The sequence below is a fragment of the Vibrio floridensis genome (genome assembly GCF_021852965.1).
Classification (GTDB): domain Bacteria; phylum Pseudomonadota; class Gammaproteobacteria; order Enterobacterales; family Vibrionaceae; genus Vibrio; species Vibrio floridensis.
Genome location: NZ_JAKGCY010000011.1, coordinates 100,409 through 125,053, shown reverse-complemented (window position 1 = coordinate 125,053; position 24,645 = coordinate 100,409). Strand labels below are relative to the sequence as shown.

General features: G+C 45.9%; 22 protein-coding genes. 14 read left to right on the top strand and 8 right to left on the bottom strand.

Annotation, left to right across the window (positions count from 1 at the left end; all coding sequences use genetic code 11):
* Positions 1-29: 29 nt before the first annotated feature.
* The 3 genes from tatA to tatC all read left to right on the top strand — a co-directional run bounded on the left by tatA (position 30) and on the right by tatC (position 1,485).
* The gene (gene tatA, locus LZU85_RS15860; RefSeq protein WP_176299422.1) at positions 30-266 is read left to right on the top strand and encodes a Sec-independent protein translocase subunit TatA; all 237 of its coding nucleotides are present in this window, start codon (positions 30-32) and stop codon (positions 264-266) included.
* A gap of 3 nt (positions 267-269) precedes the next feature.
* Complete coding sequence (gene tatB / locus LZU85_RS15855) at positions 270-665, top strand: Sec-independent protein translocase protein TatB (protein ID WP_237287665.1); 396 nt, start codon at positions 270-272, stop codon at positions 663-665.
* Positions 666-732: 67 nt separating this feature from the next.
* A complete protein-coding gene (tatC, locus tag LZU85_RS15850) occupies positions 733-1,485 on the top strand; it encodes a twin-arginine translocase subunit TatC (RefSeq protein WP_176299420.1) in 753 nt (250 codons plus the stop codon).
* A 332-nt stretch (positions 1,486-1,817) separates the two neighbouring features.
* Here the strand turns inward: tatC and LZU85_RS15845 are convergent, their stop codons facing one another.
* Positions 1,818-2,585, bottom strand: a complete 768-nt coding sequence (locus tag LZU85_RS15845; protein WP_237287663.1) for a TatD family hydrolase — start codon at positions 2,583-2,585, stop codon at positions 1,818-1,820.
* A gap of 148 nt (positions 2,586-2,733) precedes the next feature.
* Here LZU85_RS15845 and hemB point away from each other — a divergent pair, with 148 nt between their 5' ends.
* The 3 genes from hemB to spfP all read left to right on the top strand — a co-directional run bounded on the left by hemB (position 2,734) and on the right by spfP (position 7,564).
* Positions 2,734-3,780: a porphobilinogen synthase gene (gene hemB / locus LZU85_RS15840; protein WP_237287661.1), complete on the top strand. Its 1,047-nt coding sequence runs from the start codon at positions 2,734-2,736 to the stop codon at positions 3,778-3,780.
* Positions 3,781-4,527: 747 nt separating this feature from the next.
* Positions 4,528-7,323 carry a DNA polymerase I gene (gene polA, locus LZU85_RS15835; protein WP_237287659.1) on the top strand — a complete coding sequence of 932 codons (2,796 nt, stop codon included), beginning with the start codon at positions 4,528-4,530 and terminating at the stop codon, positions 7,321-7,323.
* 193 nt (positions 7,324-7,516) lie between these two features.
* Positions 7,517-7,564 (top strand): small protein SpfP, encoded by a 48-nt coding sequence (spfP, locus tag LZU85_RS21230; protein WP_438356636.1) that lies wholly within the window; start codon positions 7,517-7,519, stop codon positions 7,562-7,564.
* 540 nt (positions 7,565-8,104) lie between these two features.
* On the opposite strand, the gene yihA is transcribed toward spfP, so the two are convergent.
* Positions 8,105-8,761: a ribosome biogenesis GTP-binding protein YihA/YsxC gene (gene yihA, locus LZU85_RS15830; RefSeq protein WP_176299416.1), complete on the bottom strand. Its 657-nt coding sequence runs from the start codon at positions 8,759-8,761 to the stop codon at positions 8,105-8,107.
* Positions 8,762-8,920: 159 nt separating this feature from the next.
* Between yihA and LZU85_RS15825 the strand changes: the two genes are divergently transcribed.
* The 6 genes from LZU85_RS15825 to hemN all read left to right on the top strand — a co-directional run bounded on the left by LZU85_RS15825 (position 8,921) and on the right by hemN (position 13,486).
* On the top strand, positions 8,921-9,538 hold the full coding sequence (locus tag LZU85_RS15825) for a c-type cytochrome (protein ID WP_176299415.1): 618 nt from the start codon (positions 8,921-8,923) through the stop codon (positions 9,536-9,538).
* A 459-nt stretch (positions 9,539-9,997) separates the two neighbouring features.
* The gene (locus LZU85_RS15820) at positions 9,998-10,156 is read left to right on the top strand and encodes a hypothetical protein (protein WP_176299414.1); all 159 of its coding nucleotides are present in this window, start codon (positions 9,998-10,000) and stop codon (positions 10,154-10,156) included.
* A gap of 117 nt (positions 10,157-10,273) precedes the next feature.
* Entirely contained in the window at positions 10,274-10,912 is a 639-nt protein-coding gene (locus LZU85_RS15815; protein WP_176299413.1) for a class I SAM-dependent methyltransferase, read from the top strand.
* Complete coding sequence (gene yihI / locus LZU85_RS15810; protein ID WP_176299412.1) at positions 10,912-11,454, top strand: Der GTPase-activating protein YihI; 543 nt, start codon at positions 10,912-10,914, stop codon at positions 11,452-11,454. Before LZU85_RS15815 ends, yihI begins: the two co-directional genes overlap by 1 nt.
* Before the next feature lie 8 nt (positions 11,455-11,462).
* A complete protein-coding gene (locus tag LZU85_RS15805) occupies positions 11,463-11,951 on the top strand; it encodes a DUF2489 domain-containing protein (protein WP_176299411.1) in 489 nt (162 codons plus the stop codon).
* Between the two features lie 143 nt (positions 11,952-12,094).
* The gene (hemN, locus tag LZU85_RS15800; protein WP_176299410.1) at positions 12,095-13,486 is read left to right on the top strand and encodes an oxygen-independent coproporphyrinogen III oxidase; all 1,392 of its coding nucleotides are present in this window, start codon (positions 12,095-12,097) and stop codon (positions 13,484-13,486) included.
* 77 nt (positions 13,487-13,563) lie between these two features.
* On the opposite strand, the gene gepA is transcribed toward hemN, so the two are convergent.
* From gepA to glnA, 5 genes are all read right to left on the bottom strand, one after another.
* On the bottom strand, positions 13,564-16,095 hold the full coding sequence (gepA, locus tag LZU85_RS15795) for a phosphodiesterase GepA (RefSeq protein WP_237287657.1): 2,532 nt from the start codon (positions 16,093-16,095) through the stop codon (positions 13,564-13,566).
* An 81-nt stretch (positions 16,096-16,176) separates the two neighbouring features.
* Positions 16,177-17,586, bottom strand: coding sequence for a nitrogen regulation protein NR(I) (gene glnG / locus LZU85_RS15790; protein ID WP_176299408.1), 1,410 nt, complete (start codon positions 17,584-17,586; stop codon positions 16,177-16,179).
* A gap of 18 nt (positions 17,587-17,604) precedes the next feature.
* Entirely contained in the window at positions 17,605-18,657 is a 1,053-nt protein-coding gene (gene glnL, locus LZU85_RS15785; protein WP_419795977.1) for a nitrogen regulation protein NR(II), read from the bottom strand.
* Positions 18,658-18,785: 128 nt separating this feature from the next.
* Positions 18,786-19,325: a DUF4124 domain-containing protein gene (locus LZU85_RS15780; RefSeq protein ID WP_237287655.1), complete on the bottom strand. Its 540-nt coding sequence runs from the start codon at positions 19,323-19,325 to the stop codon at positions 18,786-18,788.
* A gap of 198 nt (positions 19,326-19,523) precedes the next feature.
* Entirely contained in the window at positions 19,524-20,933 is a 1,410-nt protein-coding gene (gene glnA / locus LZU85_RS15775) for a glutamate--ammonia ligase (protein ID WP_237287654.1), read from the bottom strand.
* A 529-nt stretch (positions 20,934-21,462) separates the two neighbouring features.
* On the opposite strand from glnA, the gene typA reads away from it, so the two are divergent.
* Both typA and LZU85_RS15765 read left to right on the top strand, forming a co-directional pair.
* The gene (typA, locus tag LZU85_RS15770) at positions 21,463-23,292 is read left to right on the top strand and encodes a translational GTPase TypA (protein WP_176299404.1); all 1,830 of its coding nucleotides are present in this window, start codon (positions 21,463-21,465) and stop codon (positions 23,290-23,292) included.
* 76 nt (positions 23,293-23,368) lie between these two features.
* Complete coding sequence (locus tag LZU85_RS15765) at positions 23,369-23,890, top strand: AAA family ATPase (protein WP_237287653.1); 522 nt, start codon at positions 23,369-23,371, stop codon at positions 23,888-23,890.
* A gap of 56 nt (positions 23,891-23,946) precedes the next feature.
* On the opposite strand, the gene LZU85_RS15760 is transcribed toward LZU85_RS15765, so the two are convergent.
* The gene (locus LZU85_RS15760) at positions 23,947-24,588 is read right to left on the bottom strand and encodes a DUF2959 domain-containing protein (protein WP_011078953.1); all 642 of its coding nucleotides are present in this window, start codon (positions 24,586-24,588) and stop codon (positions 23,947-23,949) included.
* Between the last annotated feature and the right edge of the window lie 57 nt (positions 24,589-24,645).

Below are 24,645 nucleotides of genomic sequence, written 5' to 3'. Positions count from 1 at the left end.
TTTGTTACAAAAGACCCGAGGTAAAAAGAATGGGTGGTATCAGTATCTGGCAACTGTTGATTATTGCTGTCATTGTTGTATTGCTATTCGGAACTAAAAAACTGCGTGGTATTGGTAGTGATTTAGGCGGTGCAATTAAAGGCTTTAAGAAGGCAATGAATGAAGAAGAGTCTGAGAAGAAAGACGCAGACTTTGAGCCAAAAAGCCTAGAGCAGCAGAGTAAGCAAGCTGCAACCGAAACTAAAAAAGACAAAGAGCAGGCGTAATAAGTGTTTGATATCGGTTTTTGGGAACTGGTATTGATATTTGTCGTGGGTCTGGTTGTTTTAGGACCAGAACGTTTGCCGCATGCGATTCGTAGTGTGGCGCGGTTTGTTGGTGCAGCGAAAAATATGGCCAACAGCGTCAAAGATGAGTTAGCTCATGAACTCAAAGTTCAAGAGCTACAGGAAAACTTGCGTAAAGCTGAGCAAATGGGGATGGAAGAGCTGTCTCCTGAGCTAAAAGCCTCCGTCAAGCAACTGAAACAAGCTGCTCAATCGGTTAATCGGCCTTATGCAGATAATTCCGCAAAACCACAAAACGTTGTTGAAACTGATGTTCCAATGAATAAAGACGTTTCTGAGGTGGCAAAAGCATCCGCGGCAAATACCAAGACCGAATAGTCTCTCATAGGGGAGCTGCTCATTGGGTAGCTCTTTTTTTGATCCGTTTTGATACTTGAGGTTTGATATGTCTACCGTTGAGCAGACTCAACCTTTGATCAGCCATTTGTTAGAGCTACGTAATCGCTTATTGAAAGCGATACTGGCGGTGCTGATCGTCTTTGTTGGCCTAATTTATTTCTCTGGTGAGATTTACGAATTTATTTCCGCACCATTGGTAGAGCGATTGCCAGAAGGGGCGACAATGATTGCAACGGATGTTGCGTCTCCCTTCTTTACACCATTGAAGCTGACACTCATTGTCGCAGTGTTTTTGGCCGTACCGTTTATTCTCTACCAAGTTTGGGCGTTTGTGGCGCCGGGGTTGTATAAGCACGAACGTCGCTTAATCATGCCACTCCTCGTTTCGAGCTCATTGCTTTTTTATTGTGGTGTGGCATTTGCTTACTACGTTGTCTTTCCCCTGGTGTTTGGCTTTTTCACCGCCATCTCTTTAGGAGGTGTGGAGTTTGCCACCGACATCGCCAGTTATTTGGATTTTGTTTTAGCGCTGTTTTTAGCATTTGGTATTGCTTTTGAGGTACCAGTAGCGATCATTTTGCTGTGTTGGACAGGAGCAACGGATCCGAAGAGCTTAAGCGAAAAACGTCCCTATATTATTGTTGGTGCGTTTATAGTAGGGATGCTGTTAACTCCGCCAGATATGATTTCGCAAACCCTATTGGCCATTCCGATGTGTTTGTTGTTTGAAGTCGGTCTGTTCTTTGCGCGTTTTTACACACGTAAAGAGCGAGATGAATCAGAGCATGAGCAAGAATAGCAGAAACAAAAAAGCGGCCTAATTAAGCCGCTTTTTTTATCTCACTTTGATCGTATGACCACAATTTTGACACACATAGATCTCTTTGATACCGATGATCTTGTGCCAGAACGAGCGATGATGACGTTGTAAGTGAATACTGTGATTACACATGTAACTTCTCACTTTTCTTGTAATATTTGTGGCACAGATCATATATGGAAATCGTGAACGATGCCATTTTTTGATGTGATAAGTGTCGCATAATTGAGCGTTAGGAGTTACATTTCTATTTATAATTTACATATTAAAAACAAGGTTTTACACATATTAAACGACTGTGTTTGTGTTATTTATGGTGCCAATTTAAACAGTTGCTTTGCATTTTGGGTTGTAATGGATGCGATTTCTGCGGCGCTGCAGTTTCTTAGTTCCGCTACTCGATTGGCGACGAGTTGAGTGTATGAAGGTTCGTTTCTTTTGCCGCGATGAGGCACTGGTGCTAGGTAGGGACAATCTGTTTCCAAAATCACATAGTCAAGATTTAAGCTAGGTATCACGAGATCCATGCCGCCATTTTTAAATGTTGTTACCCCACCCAGCCCTAGGTGAAAATCTAAATCGTTGATCGCTTTTGCGTCTTCAATTGAACCACCAAAACAATGAAAGACACCAGACAGCGAACCATCTTGTTCTTTGGCGAGCAGTGCCAGTGTCTCTTTAATCGAATCACGAGTATGGATTACCACTGGAAGGTCGAGTTCTTTTGCCCAATTAAGCTGAGTGACAAAGGCCCATTCTTGCTCCTTTTGATACGTTTTATCCCAATACAAGTCGATACCAATCTCACCGACAGCAATGAACGAATGTTTTGCAAACCAAGCATGAACCGTTTCGAGCGTCTGCTTCACATTATTGTCTACATAACATGGATGCAGACCCATCATTGAATGGCATATGTCTGGGTAAGTGGCTTCGGTGTGTAGCATCGGCTCGATGGAATCGAGGTCGATATTTGGTAGCAAGATTTTTTCAATGCCCTGCTCAAGCGCGCGTTGCACAACCTGGTCGCGGTCTTGGTCAAATTCTTTGGCGTAAATATGGGCATGAGTGTCAATCATTAGGTTATCTCAGCGTTCAAAAGGTGTGCAGAGTATACGCCAGTGTGAGCATTTGGTCATTTTTGCGATTTTTCTTTATTGTTGCTGGCGCGCAGCCTTCGTAGTGATATGATTTTGCCAATTCTGTACACCAGACAAGGAGACGAGAGTGTCTGTATCTATTCAAGGCCCATTCCCAGCGCGCCGTATGCGCCGTATGCGCAAGCATGAGTTCAGTCGTCGTTTGATGGCGGAGAATCAGCTATCGGTTAGCGACTTGATCTACCCGATGTTTATCTTAATGGGTAAAGATCGCCGTGAAAGTGTGGAGTCTATGCCTGGCGTAGAGCGCCTTTCTATTGACTTGATGCTTGAAGAAGCACAGTACCTTGCTCAGCTTGGTGTGCCAGCGATCGCGCTCTTTCCCGTGGTGAATCAAGATGCGAAAAGCCTTTGTGCTGCGGAAGCTTATAACCCAGAAGGGCTCGTTCAACGTGCCGTTCGAGCACTGAAAGAGCATGTGCCAGCAATGGGCGTCATTACTGACGTCGCACTTGATCCTTTTACCACCCATGGTCAAGACGGCATCATTGATGAAGAAGGCTATGTGTTGAATGATGAGACAACGGAAGTTCTGATCAAACAAGCGTTGTCGCATGCGGAAGCGGGTGCGGATGTGGTGGCCCCCTCAGATATGATGGATGGTCGAATTGGCCGTATCCGTGACGCTCTAGAGGAAGCGGGTTACATTCATACTCAAATCATGGCTTACTCCGCTAAATACGCTTCCAACTACTACGGGCCATTCCGTGATGCAGTGGGCTCTGCATCCAACCTAAAAGGTGGAAACAAAAAGAACTACCAAATGGATCCGGCAAATAGTGACGAAGCTTTGCATGAAGTTGCGTTGGATATCAATGAAGGTGCCGATATGGTGATGGTGAAGCCGGGCATGCCATATCTTGATGTTGTGCGCCGAGTGAAAACAGAGCTTCAAGTACCCACGTTCGCTTACCAAGTTTCTGGTGAGTACGCGATGCACAAAGCGGCAATCCAGAATGGTTGGTTGAAAGAGCGTGAGACTGTTTTGGAATCCTTGCTTTGTTTTAAGCGTGCGGGTGCTGATGGCATTTTGACTTACTTTGCCAAAGACGTTGCGCAATGGCTAGCTGAGGAAAATGCCCAAGTAGCGCAGTATCTAAAGCGTAAAGACTAAGCGCATTATTATAACAGAGGCCAGCAAAGCTGGTCTTTTTTATGATGGATAGAATGCTCCAATGTCTGGTAATGACCAAAGCCACTATGAAATAGGCAGTGTAGTGTTCGGCAGATTGACGCCCCAAAATAATTAAATGAGATTTTTTCTCATTTAGTGTTGACATATAAATGAGAATCATTATTATTAAAGGCGTCTAAGGGAATGAGGAAAAGTTCACAAGGATGTTGATTTACCCAATACACAGTGTTGAGAAGGTGATGAAACAGATGACTAAGAACTTGCACGAATTCTTTTTGACACGACATTGCTCACATTGCTTCCAGTGTAATTTATAGCTTCTTGGTGGAGCGGCAGTTTTCTACGAAATCGTTTCACCTCAATTTTGCTAGGCGACATCGAAAGATGTCGCTTTTTTTATATCTCTTTATCTAGGTATTCGAACTTAATTTCTATCGGTGATTATCTTTGTCCACAATGCAGGATCAAAAATTGATCGTGTTTATTTTGGTGGATCTTGTTTTAAGTTGTTTTATTTCAATGGTTTATTGTTGTTTTGTTGGGTTGATTTTGCTTATGGATATCCAGTGGATAATTTATATAAACAGAGTTATCCACAAATTTTGGTGAAAATGCGAGTTCACTTTGAATTCCTGTTGGGTGGATTTGTTTTTACAGCGTGGATTCACTCGTGCATACGTGGCATTCTTAGCAGATCAATTTACTCTCTGTTGGATAACTACAACTATGGCCACTATTCCTGAAAATCCATTGATTCTTATCGATGGTTCTTCTTACCTCTATCGCGCTTTCCATGCTTACCCTGGGACTATGAGTAATGGGGAGATCCCAACGAATGCGGTGTATGGTGTGGTGAACATGCTACGTAGCATGATGCGTCAGTTTGCATCGGATCGAATTGCTGTCGTGTTTGATGCGAAAGGAAAGACGTTCCGCGACGATATGTATTCGGAATACAAAGCCAATCGTCCACCAATGCCAGATGATTTACGTTGTCAAATTGAACCTCTTCACCAAGTCATCCAAGCGATGGGCCTGCCTCTAATTGTGATTGAAGGGGTAGAAGCGGATGATGTGATTGGCACATTAGCCTACCAAGCTTCCTTACAAGGCATGCCCGTTTTGATCAGTACGGGCGACAAAGATATGGCGCAGCTGGTGGACGACAACATTACCCTAATCAACACCATGACCAATGTTGTGATGGACAGAGAAGGGGTCATAGAGAAATTCGGTATCCCACCTGAATTGATCATCGATTATCTCGCGTTAATGGGTGACAAGGTTGATAACATTCCTGGCGTGCCTGGTGTGGGTGATAAAACCGCCACAGCTTTGCTGCAAGGTATTGGTGGTCTTAGTCAGTTGTACGACCATTTGGATGACATTGCGGCACTGAGCTTCCGCGGCTCAAAAACCATGGCGAAGAAGCTGGTGGACAACAAAGACAATGCGTTGCTGTCTTATCAGCTAGCGACGATCAAGCTTGATGTTGCATTGCAAGAAACGCCAGAATCCCTTTTAAAAACAGAGCCAAATAAAGATGAGCTGATCAAGCTCTATGGCCAACTGGCCTTTAAATCTTGGCTCAATGAGCTACTAGAAGGTGGCACTGGTGTTGTTGAAGCGGATGAAAAAGCACAAACCTCGGTACGCAGTGGCGCATCTCCGGTTGAAAGTGAAATCAACAATGCTGCGGCGAATATTGACCGTAGCCAATATCAAACCATCTTCGACCAAGCGACATTCGACATTTGGTTGGACAAGCTGAAAGCGTCAGAGCTGTTTGCCTTCGATACCGAAACGGACAGCCTTGATTACATGGTCGCTAACTTAGTGGGCCTGTCATTTGCTGTGGCAGAAGGTGAAGCCGCCTATGTGCCTGTCGCACACGATTATCTGGATGCTCCGGAGCAACTTGATCGCGATTGGGTGCTGGCTCAACTTAAGCCACTGCTGGAAGATGATACGAAGGCAAAAGTTGGCCAAAACCTGAAGTACGATGCCTCAGTGCTGGCTCGCTATGGTATTGAGATGAAGGGCATCAAGCACGACACCATGCTGGCTTCTTATGTGTACAACAGCGTGGGCGGCAAGCACGACATGGATAGCTTGGCACTGCGCTTCCTACAGCACAGTTGTATTTCGTTTGAGCAATTGGCTGGCAAAGGCAAGAATCAACTGAGTTTCAATCAAATTGATCTAAATGAGGCTGCGGTTTATGCCGCCGAAGATGCGGATGTCACTTTGCGTTTGCACAACCGCTTGTTTGCCAATATTGAACAAGATGAGAAACTCAACGCCATTTATCAAGAGATTGAAGTGCCATTAGTGCCGGTGTTATCACGTATGGAACGTACAGGTGTGTTGATTGATGACATGAAACTGTCTGCGCAATCTCAAGAGATCGCCGTGCGCCTGGAAGAGTTAGAGCAAAAAGCGTATGAAATCGCAGGCCAGCCATTCAATATGAACTCGCCAAAGCAGCTGCAAACCATCTTGTTTGAGCAAATGGGCTTACCTGTTATCAAGAAAACGCCTTCGGGCACACCATCGACAGCAGAAGAAGTGCTGCAAGAACTCGCGTTGGATTACCCACTGCCGAGCGTCATTATGGAGTACCGTGGCTTAGCGAAGTTGAAATCCACTTACACCGATAAGCTGCCGAAAATGATTAACCCACACACAGGGCGCGTGCATACCTCTTACCATCAAGCCGTGACGGCCACTGGTCGTTTATCGTCAACCGATCCAAACTTGCAAAATATTCCCATTCGTAATGAAGAAGGACGCCGCATTCGCCAAGCGTTTGTTGCGCCACATGGCTATAAAATTCTTGCGGTCGACTATTCACAGATTGAATTGCGTATTATGGCGCACTTGTCTGGTGACCAAGCACTGCTTGACGCCTTCCAACAAGGTAAAGATATCCACGCGGCAACCGCGGCAGAGATCATGGGCGTGTCGATTGAACAAGTCTCCAGTGAGCAGCGTCGTCGAGCCAAAGCCGTCAACTTTGGTCTTATTTATGGCATGAGTGCGTTTGGTTTAGCGAAACAGCTTGGAATTCCACGTAGTGAAGCACAAGCTTATATGGATAAATATTTCGAGCGCTATCCTGGTGTCATGCAGTACATGGAAGACACACGCTCTAATGCCGCTCAACATGGTTATGTTGAAACCATTTTTGGCCGTCGTTTGCATCTACCGGAAATTACCTCTCGCAATGTGATGCGTCGTAAAGCTGCAGAACGTGCGGCGATCAACGCGCCAATGCAGGGGACGGCAGCAGACATCATCAAGAAAGCGATGTTGTTGGTGGATCAGTGGATTCAAGAGGAAGGCAATGGTCGAGTCAAATTACTGATGCAAGTACACGATGAACTGGTGTTTGAAGTGGAAGAGTCTTGTTTGACCGAAATTGAAAGTAAAGTACAACAATTGATGGAATCTGCAGCACAGCTAAACGTGCCTTTAGTGGCAGAAGCGGGCCATGGTGATAACTGGGATCAAGCGCATTAAGCATTTTTTGTACAAAATGGACTAAATTACATGAGCCAGAGCACAAACTCTGGCTTTTTTTAACATCAAAAAAAGTTTAGCGAAATATTGTTGAGTTGTAGCTAAATAAAAATTTAATGAAAAAAAACTACAGAAAAACTTTGCAATTCTGACCAAATGTTGTACATTAATACGCGTAGGGTACAGAGGTAAGATGTTCTATCTTTCAGACCTTTTGTTTCACGTTATTGGATTAGGCTGATTCAGCCGCCCCAGTCAGGTTATTTGACTGGGGCGTTTTTTATTGGACTAAATAAAATTCCAATTAAATCATATCTATATCGCATCTTCATTCTTAACGTCTCTTGTTTGTTTTTTTATACGGTTTCAGATTGAATAACGAACGCAATAGAGCGTTATATCAACATGTAAGTTTACACCACTCACACTCTGATTATTTCTCTTGAAAAACTAAGTGCATATTGCAGTCGAATGGTTGTGATGTTTTTCTTATTTTTATCAATTGGTTATATTTCGTGGTGAGGGGCAGGATTGGTCTGGTGCGCGATTTTTGATAGTCATTGGGCTATTGAAATAGAAAGAAACATCGGTAATGCTTCGAACTATAACAATAACTACCAATTTTTCTCTCCCGTTTCCCTGCCAGGATGGCGGGGATTTTTGTATCTGGAGTTTAGCAAATGGGTGCTCAGTGAGTTGCCGTTAAGTAAAACCAAAGACAAGAAAAAACCCCACTGCATAACAGTAGGGCTCGCGTTAGAATGAATTTGGATCGTCAAGATTACTCTGCTGATGGTTGCTCATTCCCTTGCTCTTCTTCGAGTAAATGAGCGAAAGCGGGGGCAAACCATGAGTCTAATTTAGCTCGTAGCTGATCCACCCCAAGCCCTTTGAGGGAAGAATAGACATCCACTTGCACGTCCCCACCGAAGGTTTCCGCTAACTTGCGCACTTTGAGCAATTCCGCTTTACGCGCACCGCTCTTCAGTTTGTCTGCTTTTGTCAGCAGTACTTGCACTGGGATACGGCTTTCAATTGCCCAAAAGATCATCTGTTGGTCGAGATCTTTCATTGGATGACGAATGTCCATCAGTACCACTAAGCCCTTCAAGCATTCGCGTTTTTGCAAATACTCACCAAGTGATTTTTGCCACTTATTTTTCATTTCAAGCGGCACTTGTGCAAAGCCATATCCAGGCAAGTCCACAATGTGGCACCCTTCAGTGACTTTGAACAAGTTGATCAACTGAGTACGGCCAGGGGTTTTTGATGTCTTGGCCAAGCTCTTTTGATTGGTTAAACGGTTAAGTGCACTGGATTTACCAGCGTTTGAGCGTCCTGCAAACGCAATTTCGATGCCCTCATCGGCAGGTAAATGGCGAATATCGGGTGCACTAGTGATGAAATGCGTGTTTTGGTAATGAATTTTTACGCTCACTGTTAACTCCATCTCGACTTTGTGTAGTCGATTGATTACTTTTTTGTGAAATTGTGTAAAATAACCGTGCTCGGCATAAGGTCGCCTATTGTACCATGAGTGTACTCGGTATGTTCAAATTCCGTGGTACTGGAAGCTTGATAATTATAATGGAATGTCATGAAGAAATTAGCGCTAATTTTGAGTCTTTTAGCCAGCTGCTCAGTATGGGCCCAAGGTAGTATTGAAGCTGGTAAAGAAAAATCCCAAACGTGTGTTGCGTGTCACGGTGCTGACGGCAACAGTGCAATCACTACTTACCCAAAACTGGCAGGCCAACATGCCAAATACCTTGAGAAGCAGTTGAAAGATCTCAAATTAGGTATGGAAAGTGCCGGTAAGCAAGGTCGTTATGATCCTGTGATGAGTGGCATGGCTATGCCTCTGAGTGAACAGGATATGGCAGACTTAGCGGCTTACTATGCGTCACTGCCAATTTCTCACAATACCACACCGGAAAACGTGGTTGAGCAAGGTAAAGTGCTTTATACCGCGGGTGATGCCAGTCGTGGTGTTGCTGCATGTATTGCTTGTCATGGCCCTCGTGGTAACGGCACTGAGCTTTCAGGTTTCCCGAAAATTTCAGGTCAGCATGCTGACTACATCAAAGCTCAACTTGTTAAATTCCGCGACTCTTCACGCAACAACGACATGAATGCGATGATGCGTGATATTGCGAAGAAACTGACTGATGATGACATCGAAATTTTGTCTAAATACGTTGGTGGTCTTCACTAATTCGTTGTCCCGCTCGAGCAAAGGTTGTATGAAAATGCCCTGGTTGATGACCAGGGCATTTTCTTTTTGGAGAAAATGCGAGTGAGCGTTTTATTTCCTCCTCTGTCAATAAAGACATTTCGCTCTTTCGTTTGTAAGAGATTCACCATTCTGTAGTGTGGTGTTTTCCCAATATGAACATTTAGGTGTTTGAAATTAAAGAGTTTAAAAAAAAGATCAAAAAAATCTTGAGGAAATCGTTTTCGCTTAGTTGTCTCATTGTGATGACAGGGTAAAGTAAAGCGCATCTACAGGGAGTAGGAAAGGATGACAGACCAAGATGGTCTCCAAGGATGCAGACACAGGGAGTGTTTGAAAGCCGGAGAAAGGACGTCAGGTCAGCGGGATGTTGATCGGATAAGGATGGTCATCTCGTCTAAAGGTTAAGACAGGGTAAAGGATCAGGCGCAAGGAATCGCCGTGATACAGGAAGTCGAAGGAAAGCCAAAAATCATCAGGAAGATGGCAAACAACACTTTTGGCAAGGAAAGCTTGAAAAACAAATGGAATATTGGTGCACTAAATGAGTGCAACACAGTTTTAGCCACTTATGTGGCGGTTCAGAAAGCGACAGCATAGCTGTCGCTTTTTTTATTTTGGCGGTTTTTTTACGAAATTGGTGATATTTTGCCCGCCAACCCTCCAATATGGCCTGACTTTCTGGTATGTTTCGCATCCTTGTTTGAGGAAGTCCCAATGCATACTTGTCCTTTATGTCAGCATGATCAGATTCAGCACTTTTTCACCGACAAACACCGTGAGTATCTGCAATGCGAGCAGTGTGAGTTAGTGTTTGTGAATCCGGCGCTACGGCTGGATGCAAAAACAGAAAAAGCTCACTATGATCTGCATGAGAACAATCCGTTGGACCTCGGCTATCGTCGCTTTTTATCGCGTATTGCTGAGCCTCTATTGGAAAGAATTGCACCGCAATCGAAAGGATTAGATTTTGGTTGTGGGCCGGGGCCAACGCTCTCGTTGATGCTAGAAGAGCATGGTCATATCATGGCGTTATACGATATTTACTATCATCCCAATGCATTGTCATTGGCGACAAAGTATGACTTCATGACCGCCACAGAGGTAATAGAGCACCTTTATGAACCCAATGCGGTGTGGCAACAATGGTTAAATTTAGTTAAACCTGGAGGCTGGATCGGTCTGATGACCAAAATGGTGATCGATCGAGAAGCGTTTACACATTGGCACTATAAAAATGATCCCACCCATGTGATCTTTTTTAGCCAAGCAACGTTCCAGTATCTAGCCGAGCGTGATCAGCTCGAACTAGAATTTATTGGCAAAGATGTAATTTTACTGAGGAAGACCCAGTAATGAGTCGTAAGAAAAAATCAAGAAAGCCGGGTGCCGCAGGTGCACCTGAATTCATCGTTACCCGCAACCGTTCTGAGTCGGACGTTGCTGGTCGTTTACGCAAAAAAGACAAAAAGCGTAAAGGACTAAAAGCGGGTGCCCGTAATTCAGAAGAAGTGTCAAAGCAAAAACAAGGTTCATCACAGCAACTTGATCCGCGCTTGGGCAGCAAGAAGAAGATTCCACTAATTGTGGAACCGGCGAAGAAACTCAATAAACAAGAGCGTCGCCTTTCTGCCGCACAAGAGCTCGAGATGCTCGAAAATGATGCGAAACTGAATGTGCTGCTTGACCGCCTCGAGTCAGGTGAAAACCTTGGTCGTGGTCTACAGCAATACGTGGATGAAAAACTCGATCGCATCGAGCAGTTGATGAGTCAGCTTGGCTTACTAGAGCCAGAAGCAGAAGAAGAGTACCAAGAAGCGCCAGTGCGCAAATCACGCTCGGATGATGATCTGCTAGCAGATTTTGAAGACTTTGACATGGATGATTACAAAGGATAAGTGGAACAATGAGTGTAACCCTACTGGCCATTCTTGGTGGCGCTATCATCCTTGGTTTGGCGTCGTATGCTGGTTACCTTCTACTCCAGCTTAAAAAGCAAAAGGAGTTGCAGCTCCAGCATCAGAAGTTGGCGCTCGAAAAACGCAACGCCAACATTTTTGATAATGTGAACACCCTTTGTCTCGCGGGCATTCAAGGCCAATGTGACCTATCCGAAATTGCGATTCGGGTTTACTGCATCATGGACTACGTTCAAGGTGAGGATCGTGTCGATTTCGACAAAGAGTATCCTGCGATTTCAGAGCTTTATCATGTCGTTAAAGACATGGCACGCGGTGAAGAACGTCAAAAGTTGGAGAAACAGCAACGCATGAAGCAAAACCTTGAACGTCACAAGGCCGAAGGTCGCCTCAGCGAAGCGGTGATCGAAGATCTCAAAACACTGCAAAAAAGAGTGAAGCCGCTGAACAATCAAATCCATGTTCAGATGATCTAATCTCTAGCCCTGCTTTTGAGCAGGGCTATCGTGATCAGGCTAGCACTTCTAAAAATTGGCGATAAAAAAGCCATATCACAGCGCATGAGTGTCTTGTTGATGTGGCAAAATAGCGCCCCACAGCATTTTATGGAAGTACCACCATGTCGAATCAGAATCTTGAATCGAACCAACAAATTGTTTGGGACCAAGCGGTATTGGACAAATATAACTACTCAGGTCCACGTTATACGTCTTACCCAACGGCTCTAGAGTTTCATGAAGCTTTTACCATTTCTGATTACGATATGGCTTGCTCGCAATACCCAGAGCGACCGCTTTCTCTCTACGTTCATATCCCGTTTTGTCACAAGCTTTGCTACTACTGTGGTTGCAACAAAGTGATCACGCGTCATTCGCACAAAGCGGATGAGTATTTGGATGTGCTGGAGCATGAAATTCGCCAACGTGCGTCTTTACTGCAAGGACGTCACGTGACGCAACTGCATTTTGGTGGTGGTACGCCAACGTTTCTTAGCGCAAAACAGATCACGCGTTTGATGACGCTACTGCGTGAAGAGTTTACTTTTGTTGCGGATGCGGAAATCAGTATTGAAGTAGACCCACGAGAAATCGCGTTGGAAATGCTGGATCACTTACGTGCAGAAGGCTTTAACCGACTGAGTATCGGTGTGCAAGACTTTAATAAAGAAGTGCAGAAACTGGTTAACCGTGAGCAAGATGAAGCGTTTATTTTCGCTATGGTTGAGCGTGCGAAGCAGCTCGGCTTCCGCTCGACTAACCTTGACTTGATTTACGGTTTGCCTAAGCAAGATCGAGACTCTTTCGCTAAAACGCTGGAACAAGTCCTCACCATGAAGCCAGGCCGATTGTCGGTGTTTAACTACGCTCACATGCCTCAGCTTTTTGCTGCGCAGCGCAAAATCAAAGATGAAGATTTGCCGAAAGCGGAAGAGAAAATGGCGATTCTGCAAAACACCATCGCGACATTGACCGATGCAGGCTACCAGTTCATTGGGATGGATCACTTTGCTCTGCCTGAAGATGAGTTGGCGGTGGCGCAGCGCAACGGTATTTTGCACCGCAACTTCCAAGGCTATACCACACAAGGTGAATGTGATTTGGTTGGCTTTGGCGTCTCGGCGATTTCCATGATTGGTGATGCCTATGCGCAAAACCAAAAAGAGTTGAAGAAATATTACGCACAGGTAAATGAACTGCGCCACGCTTTGTGGAAAGGGGTCGCACTCGATAGTGATGACTTACTACGACGAGAAGTTATCAAGCAGCTTATCTGTAACTTCAAGCTCGACAAAGTGGCGATTGAGAAGCAGTTCGCGGTGACGTTCAATCATTACTTTAAAGAAGACTTACAATTACTACAGACCTTTATTGACGATGCGCTGGTGGAAGTGGATGAACAAGCGATCCGCGTGACACTTCGTGGCCGTTTGCTCATTCGCAATATCTGTATGTGCTTTGATAAGTACTTGCGAGCCAAAGCGCGTCAACAGCAGTTTTCTCGCGTGATCTAAACACAGTATCGATGTCTCTTTAAATACAAATGCCAGCGAAAACGCTGGCATTTTTAATGTGTCTTAACGGTTTGTGCTTATAGTGATGGCCACTCATCAAATGGCACCGGGCGGCTATAGAGATAACCTTGTGCGAGTGTGCACCCTAGCTCCATCAACAGTTCTGCTTGCACACTCGTTTCCACTCCCTCTGCAACAACGTTAACGTTAAAGCCGCGAGTGATGTTTACCACGGCGGCCACTACCGAGCTGTTTAATCCTTCTCGGTTAAGTTTTTCAACAAAGGTGCGATCGATTTTGAGGCAGTCAAACGGCAATGAATGTAAGTACGCCAAAGAAGAATAGCCAGTACCGAAATCATCAATGGCTATCGCTATACCTAGTTTCCGCAGTTTGTTCATGTTATCCATGGTGGAATGGGCGCTTTCGACCAAGCGAGACTCGGTGATCTCCAGTGTTAAGTTGGAGGCGGACAAGCCCGTTTCGGCTAAGACTTGAGAAACTTCACTAACAAAATCCTCTCGCGATAACTGATTGACGGAAATGTTTACATGCAATTGGAACTCTTTCCGCCAACGGCCTTGAGCTATCGCTTGAGCACAATCACGGCACGATTGCAGTAAGATCCGTTTGCCGATTTCTTGAATCATGCCGCTATCTTCCGCGATGGGAATAAAATCGAGTGGGGAGACTATGCCTTGCTTGCTAAGCCAACGTGCCAAGGCCTCTGCACCGATCACTTCGCCGCTTTTTAGCTCAATAATCGGCTGGTAGTAGGGAACAAATTCATTGCTATCGAGGCCGTCCTGAATCTTGGCCAGCATCTGGGTGCGAAATTTTGATGCATCAGCCATCTCTGGTCTATAGTAGCTGATTCCCGCGACATCTTGTTTGGCATTGCTTAATGCTATGCTGCCGTTGCGTAACCAACGAGCCATGTTGTTGTCGTTATCTGTGATGACAATACCGATGGAAACCTTCATCACCACGCTTTCTTCATTCATGTAAAAAGGTGCAACGAAAAGCTGTTGTAAGCGATTGACGGCTAGTGACATTTCCTCTGACTGTTTGATGTGTGGGGCGTAAATGGCGAACTCATCACCACCGGTTCGCGCCAATAAGTATTTGTCGTCAAATATGGTTTGTAGGCGTTCAGCGATCTTAATGAGCAGCTGATCACCATTGTAGTGACCCATGCTGTCATTGATGTCGCGGAATCGATCTACACCTAGTATGAACAAGCAGCCGGACTCACTGGTTTGGCGTTTGCTGATGTCTATCAGTCCTTCTCGACTGTAGAGTTTGGTTAACGAATCGAAAACCAATTGGTTTTGCAGCGCTTTAAACGACGCTTTGAGATTGTTGGTCATATCGTTAAAGGCGTTCACCAGTAAACTGGTCTCATGAATACGCCCAGGTTTTGGCATATGGCTATCCCAATTGCCGTTGGCGAGATTTTTCGCTGCTGTTGCTGTCGCAGTAATGGGGCGGGTAATACGGCTAAAGATAACTAAGCAAAACGACATGCCAATTGCGCTGACCAGAAGGCCAATTAGCCAGCTTTGCTGTTGCGACTTGGGTAGAGAGCCAAGAAGCTCTGATTCAGAAATGGCGATACCAATGAACCAAGTGAGGCCATAGGCATCGGTGTAAGGTGAGAGCAAACTAAAGTATCGCTCATTCTTGGTTTTCAACTCGAATGGACGCGATGTTGGATGCGCCATCAGGTTATCTTGTTTTACGCGCTCAGCGTGCAACTTGATGATTGGGTCTGCGCTTTCTACTGCCAGTAGGCGTTCGCCTTTCTTAGACCATTCTGTCCCCCAAGAGACGACGCTACCTTGTCCCGAATGGGCAACCAAGCGTTGTTCACTGTCCATGATGTAAACCTTCGCTTTGGTTTTTTCACGTAACTGACTAAGAAAAGCGTTAAAGGTATTGATGCGAATATCCGTCACCATCACGCCGACAAACTGTTCAGTATCATAAACAGGAGATAGAGCGGATAGGGTGATCTCTTGGCGTTCATCTGCATTGGCGTAGATTGAAGACCACATCACTTTTCGTTCTTTGGCGACAGGTGCATACCAAGGGCGGATGCGAGGATCGTAATTGGGAATAACCGAAACAATATCATTGCTGATATGTTCGCCGCGATAAATCACCAGCTTGCTATCGGTGCGATCATCTTGAATCATCAAGGTATGAGAGCCATCGTTCTCTTTGCGAAAACCGATATAGTCGGCGGCTTCCGAACCAAAGCCAATCACATCAAGTTGTGGAATATCGGCGTACAGGGTTTGAAAAGCATTGAGAAAATAGCCTTGCAGCTTTGAGGTGTCATCCGCTTGGTAAAGGTGGTTATAGCTGATGGTATGGGCCATTGCCAACCCAGCATCAAAGGGAGCGCCTAAATACTCAGTAAGATTGTTGCGTACATTTTCCGTTAATGAGGAAAGCTGTTTTTCGCTGAGGTCGAGCACGGCATGTTCATAACTGTTGCGCTGAACCAGAATCACTAAGCTTATGGAAAGCAGGAATATCACCACAAATGGAGCGATAACCGCGGTTTTTAATGAGATGCTGCGTTTTTCTTCGAGCTCGTACATAGAGAATGCGTCAATCCTTGAGTTCTTTTGAGCCAATAAGGAGAGACGCGCTCTGATATTTAAGTGACGTGCTGTAAAGAATCAGTACAGTTCTTTGAGCTTGCGTGTGAGCGTATTGCGTCCCCAACCTAGCACTTTGGCGGCATCTTGTTTATGTCCATTGGTGTGCCTCAGTGCTGCTTCTAATAGTATACGTTCGAATTGAGGAAGTGCATAAGCCAGAAGTTCTTTTTCTCCCGACTCAAGGGCGTTTTCTGCCCAAACCGACAGCGTTTCTTGCCAAGTTCCGCTGGGATTGGATTCCTCCACCATGCGTTTCTCGTTTACCAACTCGCTCGGCAAATCGTTGGGCAAAACTTCGCTACCACTAGCCATCACGGTCAACCAACGGCAAATGTTTTCGAGTTGGCGAACGTTGCCTGGCCAACTGAGGCGGTTGAGTATCTCTACCGTGCTGCTGTGTAACGTTTTGGCTTCTACACCGAGCTCTTCTGCGGCTCGCAGCAAGAAGTGCTGGGTCAGTTTTTCGATATCTTGCTTACGTTCGCGAAGGGCTGGGATCTGCACGCGAATGACGTTGAGGCGGTGAAAAAGGTCTTCACGAAATTTGCCTTGTTGCACCAAACGTTCGAGGTTTTGATGGGTCGCCGCGACGATTCTCACATCGACCTTTATCGGAGAGTGGCCACCAACACGATAAAACTGGCCGTCTGCCAGAACACGAAGAAGTCGCGTCTGGATGTCGAGTGGCATGTCACCAATCTCGTCAAGGAAAAGGGTACCGCCATTGGCTTGTTCGAAACGACCTTGGCGTACCGAGTTTGCGCCAGTAAACGCGCCTTTTTCATGGCCAAACAGTTCAGATTCAATCAGATCTTTCGGTATTGCTGCCATGTTCAATGCAATAAAGGGTTTGCTTGAACGAGGACTGTGGCGGTGCAAAGCGTGGGCAACCAGCTCTTTGCCGGTCCCAGATTCGCCATTAATCAATACCGAAATGGAAGAGCGTGAAAGGCGGCCAATTGCGCGGAAAACCTCTTGCATCGCTGGCGCTTCGCCGATGATTTCCGGAGTGTGCGCTGCGTGTGTTTGACTAGAGGCCATTTGTTCACGTTTTTGCTCTTGTCCGTGAGCAATCGCACGCTCAACCAGCATGAGCGTTTCATCGATATCAAAGGGTTTGGGCAGGTACTCAAATGCCCCTTTTTGGTAAGCGTTAACCGCCGCATCCAGATCCGAATGTGCCGTCATGATGATGACGGGCAAGTTCGGACACTTCTCATGCACTTGTTTTAATAGTTCGATCCCATCAATGCCAGGCATGCGAATATCAGAAACCAAGACGTCAGGCACTTCACGTTCTAATGCCATCAACACACTTTCACCATTGGCATAGGTTTCACATTTGATGTTGGCAGAAGATAATGTCTTTTCCATTACCCAGCGAATCGAACTGTCGTCGTCGACAACCCAAGCATAGCCTCTACTCATGTTCTATTCCTTGCAGCGTTAAATTGGCAAATAAATCGTAAAATTGGTGTGCCCCGGCCAGCTTTCAACATCAATTTTTCCGTTGTGCTGATCGATCAGGTTTTGCGAAATGGAGAGTCCCAACCCTGTTCCTCCATCGCGGCCACTGACCATGGGATAAAATAAAGTATCTTGTAGTTCAACTGGGATGCCGGGACCGTTATCGATGATTTCTATTCTTGCAGCGACTTTGCAGCGCTGACCGTGAATATTGGCTTGGTGCACCGTTCTGGTGCGAATGGAGATTTTACCATCCTCTTGGTGAGCCAAAATTTGTGAAGCGTTGCTGACGATATTGAGCATCGCTTGTTCAATTTGATCGGTATCGATGTAGATGTCGGGCAAGCTTGGGTCGTAGTCTCGTTCAATCACCAGTGTTTTCTGCGATTCGAGCTCAACCAATTGGCGTACTTTTTCGAGCACTTGGTGGAGATTGGTTTGTTGTTTTTTACCGGGTTTTTGTGGACCGAGTAAACGGTCTACGAGCGCGCGTAGGCGATCAGCCTGCTCAATAATGATCTGGGTGTATTCCGTCAATGAGGGATCCGGCAGCATTTTTTCCAATAGCTGTGCTGCACCTCGTAACCCACCCAACGGGTTTTTTATTTCATGCGCCAATCCACGAACCAACAGCTTTGCCGCTTGCTGTTGCGCGTGCTGGTTCATTTCTTGAGTGATGCGACGTTGTTGGTCAACTTTGCGCATTTCCATCAAGAGCATCAACTCTCTTTCGATAGAAATCGGACTGACCGTCACCTCCAGCAACAAAGGTTTGCCATCCACCACGAAAGTGACGTCACTGTCGGTAATGCTTTGTCCGCTTTGTAATGGCTGTGAAAGCAGGGCGAGATCGAGCGATGCATGCTGAATCAACTGCGATAAAGGATGATGCACAATCCGTTTGGCGCTCTGTGAAAACAGCTGTTCGGCCGCGGGATTGGCATGATGTATTTGCAGCTCATCATCTAAGATAAGCGTTGCCGTCACCATATTGTTGAGAATGGTATTTGAGAGAGCGGAATTCACCTTCACATCCTTGTTTTTGTTATCTTCTGGTGCATTGCACTAAATTGGTGCAAATGAATTCAGTATGGCGGATTACAAAGACAAGAGAAAGGAGAATTTCCGTCTATCAGCTACTTAATATTGCTTGTAAACCGCTATTTTATCTTAGTGCGATGAAGATGCACTGATATAGGGCTAGTAGATGCAATAAGCTTGCCGCTTCGAAAGGCTTGTACGGCAATGACGTGAGTACCGCGATCGATGTTTTTGAGCTGCCACAACGTCGAGGTCTGAGGGGCACCATAGCGATTTCCGTCAAACATCAGTTGCAGCTGCTCACCAATATCCAGCTTACGGTTGGTCTGCACTTGAATCGTGATTAACCCTTGATTGCTGCGAATGGTTGCATCGTGGGTTGGTGAGCGAAGTGAGAGAGAAAGGGCTTGAGCCTCCTCTTTCTTGATTGGTTGCTCTTGTTCTTTGACTGCTTGGTTTGGTTTGGCCAACGATTGGGTCGATTCCACTTGAGGAGGGGGGGCGGTGCCATCAAGATCCGGTAGTACTACGGACTTTGCACCGTTGTTGGGCGTGTCACTAATGTGGAGCACGCCATTCTCATCGACCCATGTGTATACCGTTTGAGCGGCAACAAACGACGTTAAGAGTGAGAGGCATAGAGCAAAAAGTAGTTTCATGTTTCACCTCCTAAGAGATGCAAGTTCACGTTAATTAAGACGAAACCTCTATGAAAAACAGGGCTTCGATATCGTTTTTGTTATAGCAAGGTTATGTTATTACTCAGTGAGTATTTAGCAAATAAAAGAAAGGCTCGCCTGTGAGGCGAGCCTTAAAATGGATGCAACTAAAGTTGCACTGTCTACATAGTGGACAAATTATACTGAGTAGTATAGTTCGAACTCTAGTGGGTGAACCGCCACGTTTACGCGCTCAACTTCTTTTGTTTTCAGCTCGATGTAAGAATCGATGAAATCATCAGAGAATACGCCACCTGCAGTTAGGAACTCACGGTCATTGTCTAGGCACTCTAGCGCTTGTTTTAGCGATTCCGCTACTTTTGGAATCTCAGCCGCTTCTTCTGCTGGTAGATCGTACAGATCTTTGTCCATTGCTTCGCCTGGGTGGATCTTGTTCTTGATACCGTCAAGACCAGCCATCAACATAGCTGCAAACGCTAGGTATGGGTTTGCTGCTGGATCTGGGAAGCGAACTTCGATACGACGCGCTTTCGGGCTTGGTACCACTGGGATACGGATAGACGCAGAACGGTTACGCGCAGAGTAAGCCAGCATTACTGGTGCTTCGTAGTGAGGAACCAGACGCTTGTACGAGTTCGTCGCTGGGTTAGTGATCGCGTTCAGCGCACGTGCGTGCTTGATGATACCGCCGATGTAGTAAAGCGCCATTTCAGATAGACCGCCGTACTTGTCACCAGCAAACAGGTTCACGCCATCTTTGGCTAACGATTGGTGAACGTGCATACCAGAACCGTTGTCGCCGACAAGTGGCTTAGGCATAAAGGTTGCTGTTTTGCCAAATGCGTGTGCAACGTTGTGTACCACGTACTTGTAGATTTGGATCTCGTCCGCTTTAATCGTTAGAGTGTTAAAGCGAGTTGCGATTTCGTTCTGACCTGCTGTTGCCACTTCGTGGTGGTGCGCTTCAACAACAAGGCCCATCTCTTCCATTACAAGACACATTGCAGAACGTAGGTCTTGTGAAGAATCCACTGGAGCTACAGGGAAGTAACCACCCTTCACACCTGGACGGTGACCTTTGTTACCGTTTTCGTAGTCAGAACCTGTGTTCCATGCCGCTTCTACGTCGTCGATCTTGAAGAATGAACCCGACATGTCAGTTGCGAATTTCACATCGTCAAACAAGAAAAACTCTGGCTCTGGACCAACAAGAACGGTGTCTGCTAGGCCAGTAGAACGCATGTACTCTTCAGCACGTTTTGCGATAGAGCGTGGGTCACGATCGTAACCTTGCATTGTGCCTGGTTCTAGGATGTCACAACGGATGTTTAGCGTTGCTTCTTCAGTAAATGGGTCTAGAACAGCTGAAGATGCGTCAGGCATCATCACCATGTCTGATTCGTTAATGCCTTTCCAGCCAGCAACTGATGAACCATCGAACATTTTACCGTCTTCGAAGAAGTCAGCATCGATTTGGTGAGAAGGAATAGAGATGTGCTGCTCTTTACCTTTAGTATCGGTAAAACGCAGGTCAACAAACTTAACTTCGTTTTCTTGGATAAGCGATAGAACGTTTTCTACTGACATCTTGGATAACCTCCAGTGTTATTAAAGCGGTAATAGTCAGATTCGATTTGGAATCCAGCATTGATTAATTTCATTTCATTCTTATTAATCGATGCTGATTCATACAAAGCTAAAAGTGTGCCAGTTTTTTTAACCTATGTTAATCAATCACTTGCATCGCATTGTTGGTGCGGGGTATCCATGTTTGCACCAAAATGATCCTTTATTGCATCAGTTTGGTGCAATCCTTTGTCGGTTGCACCATTGTGAATCAGAATCGCGATCCATTTCGCCCCTGTTTGACGCTTTTGTCAACCAATGTGTGCTCATCTATGCATAAATGGGCTGTGGAGTGAGCTTGGTCGAAAAATTGCCACTCTTTAAAAAGGCCAAATAGCGTTAATCAAGCAAAAATACTTACGAATAGATCACATATTTCTGGGTTTTTTATCAAAATCTGGTACATTATGGCCGTTTTTTTAATCAAGCCTGACTTGTTCAAAAAGTGAACGGCTTGAATAATATTGTCTAAACAAGTGAATCAGAATCCATGACGACTCCACAGATTGATAAATTAAGAAATATCGCGATCATCGCACACGTTGACCACGGTAAAACCACACTGGTTGATAAATTGCTGCAGCAATCGGGCACTATACAATCTCGCGGCGATGTAGAAGAGCGAGTCATGGACTCGAACGACATCGAAAAAGAGCGTGGCATTACCATTTTGGCGAAAAACACCGCTATTCGTTGGAATGACTACCGTATCAATATCGTAGATACCCCTGGACACGCGGACTTCGGTGGCGAAGTTGAACGTATTATGTCGATGGTAGACTGCGTACTGCTTATCGTTGATGCAGTGGATGGCCCAATGCCACAAACGCGCTTTGTAACGCAAAAAGCGTTTGCTCACGGCCTTAAGCCTATCGTTGTAATCAACAAGATCGACCGTCCAGGCGCGCGTCCTGATTGGGTTATGGACCAAGTGTTCGACCTCTTCGACAACCTAGGTGCAACTGACGAACAGCTCGATTTCAAAGTGGTTTATGCTTCGGCACTAAACGGCTGGGCAACGCTTGAAGAAGGCGAAACTGGCGAGAATATGGAACCACTGTTCCAAACGATCGTTGATGTGGTTGATGCGCCAAATGTTGACCTTGATGGTCCACTACAAATGCAAATTTCTCAGCTTGATTACAGCTCATACGTGGGTGTTATCGGTGTTGGCCGTGTGACTCGTGGTAAAGTGAAAGCGAACCAGCAAGTAACCATTATTGGTGCAGATGGTAAAACGCGTAACGGCAAAGTGGGCACGGTACTGGGTTACATGGGTCTTGAGCGCCACGAAGTTGATCAAGCAACCGCGGGCGACATCATTGCGATTACTGGCCTTGGCGAGCTAAAAATTTCAGACACTATCTGTGATGTGAACAAAGTGGAAGCGCTTAAGCCGTTGTCTGTGGATGAGCCTACCGTCACCATGACGTTCCAAGTAAACACCTCTCCGTTTGCGGGTCTTGAAGGTAAGTACGTGACTTCACGTAACATTCTTGAGCGTCTTGAGAAGGAATTGGTTCACAACGTAGCACTACGTGTAGAGCAAACTGAAGATCCAGACAAATTCCGCGTTTCAGGCCGTGGCGAGCTTCACCTCTCTATCCTGATCGAGAACATGCGTCGTGAAGGCTTTGAGCTTGCAGTATCTCGTCCAGAAGTAATCCTGAAAGAAGAAAACGGTCAGCTAATGGAACCGTTCGAAACCGTAACCATCGACGTTCAAGAAGAACACCAAGGTGGCATTATGGAGAAGATCGGTATGCGTAAAGGCGAACTGAAAGACATGTCTCCAGATGGTAAAGGCCGTGTTCGTTTGGACTTTATGATGCCATCTCGTGGTCTGATCGGTTTCCAAACTGAGTTCATGACACTGACGTCGGGTTCAGGTCTTCTTTACCATACGTTTGATCACTACGGCCCACACAAAGGCGGTAACATCGGTCAACGTATCAACGGTGTATTGATTGCGAACGCTGCGGGTAAAGCGCTGACTAACGCGCTATTTAACCTGCAAGAACGTGGTCGTCTCTTCATCGGTCACGGTGTGGAAGTGTACGAAGGTATGGTTATCGGTATTCACAGCCGTGACAACGACCTAACCGTAAACGCACTGAAAGGTAAGCAGCTAACCAACGTTCGTGCTTCGGGGACGGATGACGCACAGGTTCTGACTCCACCAATCGTGATGACCCTAGAGCAAGCACTAGAGTTCATCGATGACGACGAGCTAGTAGAAGTTACACCGGAAAACATCCGTATCCGTAAGAAATTCCTAACGGAAAGTGATCGTAAACGTGCTTCTCGCGAAGCGAAGTAATTACGCTTTCGGTTAATTAAATGGGAAACCCTGAGTTGGCAACGACTCAGGGTTTTTGTTTATTTAGGAGCAAAACATGGATTTGGTGATCATCAGTGGTGGCCCCGGAGCGGGTAAAACCACGTTAATTAATGCGCTGTCGGCGCAGGGTTACATGACTTTTGCGGAAGGCTCTCGCACATTGATCGAGGAGCAAAGTGTACGCGCTGACGGCATTTTGCCTTGGACCAATCTTCCCGCGTTCGCTGAGTTGTGTTTGGCGTTGATGAGTGAGCAAAAGCGCCAAGCCAGTGGTGCCACCGTCGCGTTTTTCGACCGCGCCATTCCCGATATCATCGCCTATCTCAAAATGGGGCACTGTGAGGTGCCCATCGCGTTGCATCAGGCCAGCCAAGGCTATTACGCCAAAGTGTTCGTCTGCAAGCCAGAATCGTCCATTTATGTCCAAGACGAAGTGCGGCCGCACACGTTTGTCGAAGCGTTGCAAATTCATCAATTGTTGGTGGAAGGCTACCGTGAGCTAGGTTATCAAGTGGTGGAAGTGCCGTGGGGAAGTGTGGCTGAGCGGGTGGCGTTTATTCTGCAGCATGTAAGGTGAAAAGACCCTCGCGAGGCACAATAAAAAACCTCCCGCAAGCGAGAGGTTTGAGAGGTTTACTGCTGGTTGAGTTTTTGCAAGAACTTGTCGGATTCGGCTATTGCAGCATTCATTTGTGAGATGGCGTTGGCGATCTCTTTTTCCAAGCTCATGAACTCGCCTTGCAATGACCCAACGGCGCTGGCGTTGAGATTGTGTTTCAAATACAAAGTATTGTCGCGCAGCGTATTGAGCACTGGTGTCATTTTTTGCTCCGCTCGTTTCATCGCTTTGAGCATCTGTTGGTAAGAGGCTTTGGTCTCCTTGAGCTTCTGTTCACTGGAACGGCGCAGCTTGGCATTGGTGTAAAGTGCGAGCTCTTGTTGCCATTCATCGAACAAGGCATCCGAGACATCTTCAATCGCTGCAATGCGATCGCGTACTTCCTGCGCGGCTTTTTCACTCTCTTGGTATTGGTCGTTGATTTGGTTATACACCTCTTCCAACTCACCGCCATTAAATTGGGTTAGGCTGGATAAAGCCTGCAAGGCGCTGGTAAACTCTTGTTGGGCCTCTTGCTGAGATTCTTTGGCGTCTTCGACTCGGTCGACCATGATCTCACGTTTGTGGTAACCCACTTTTTCCATTGCAGAGTAGTATGCGGACTGACAACCAGTCAGTGCAAAAATCGTTAGTAGTATGGTGATTAAATAAGGCATGCTTATTTCTCAATGATCTATTTAAGTTACGTATGGTTAGGACTATGAACCAGTTAT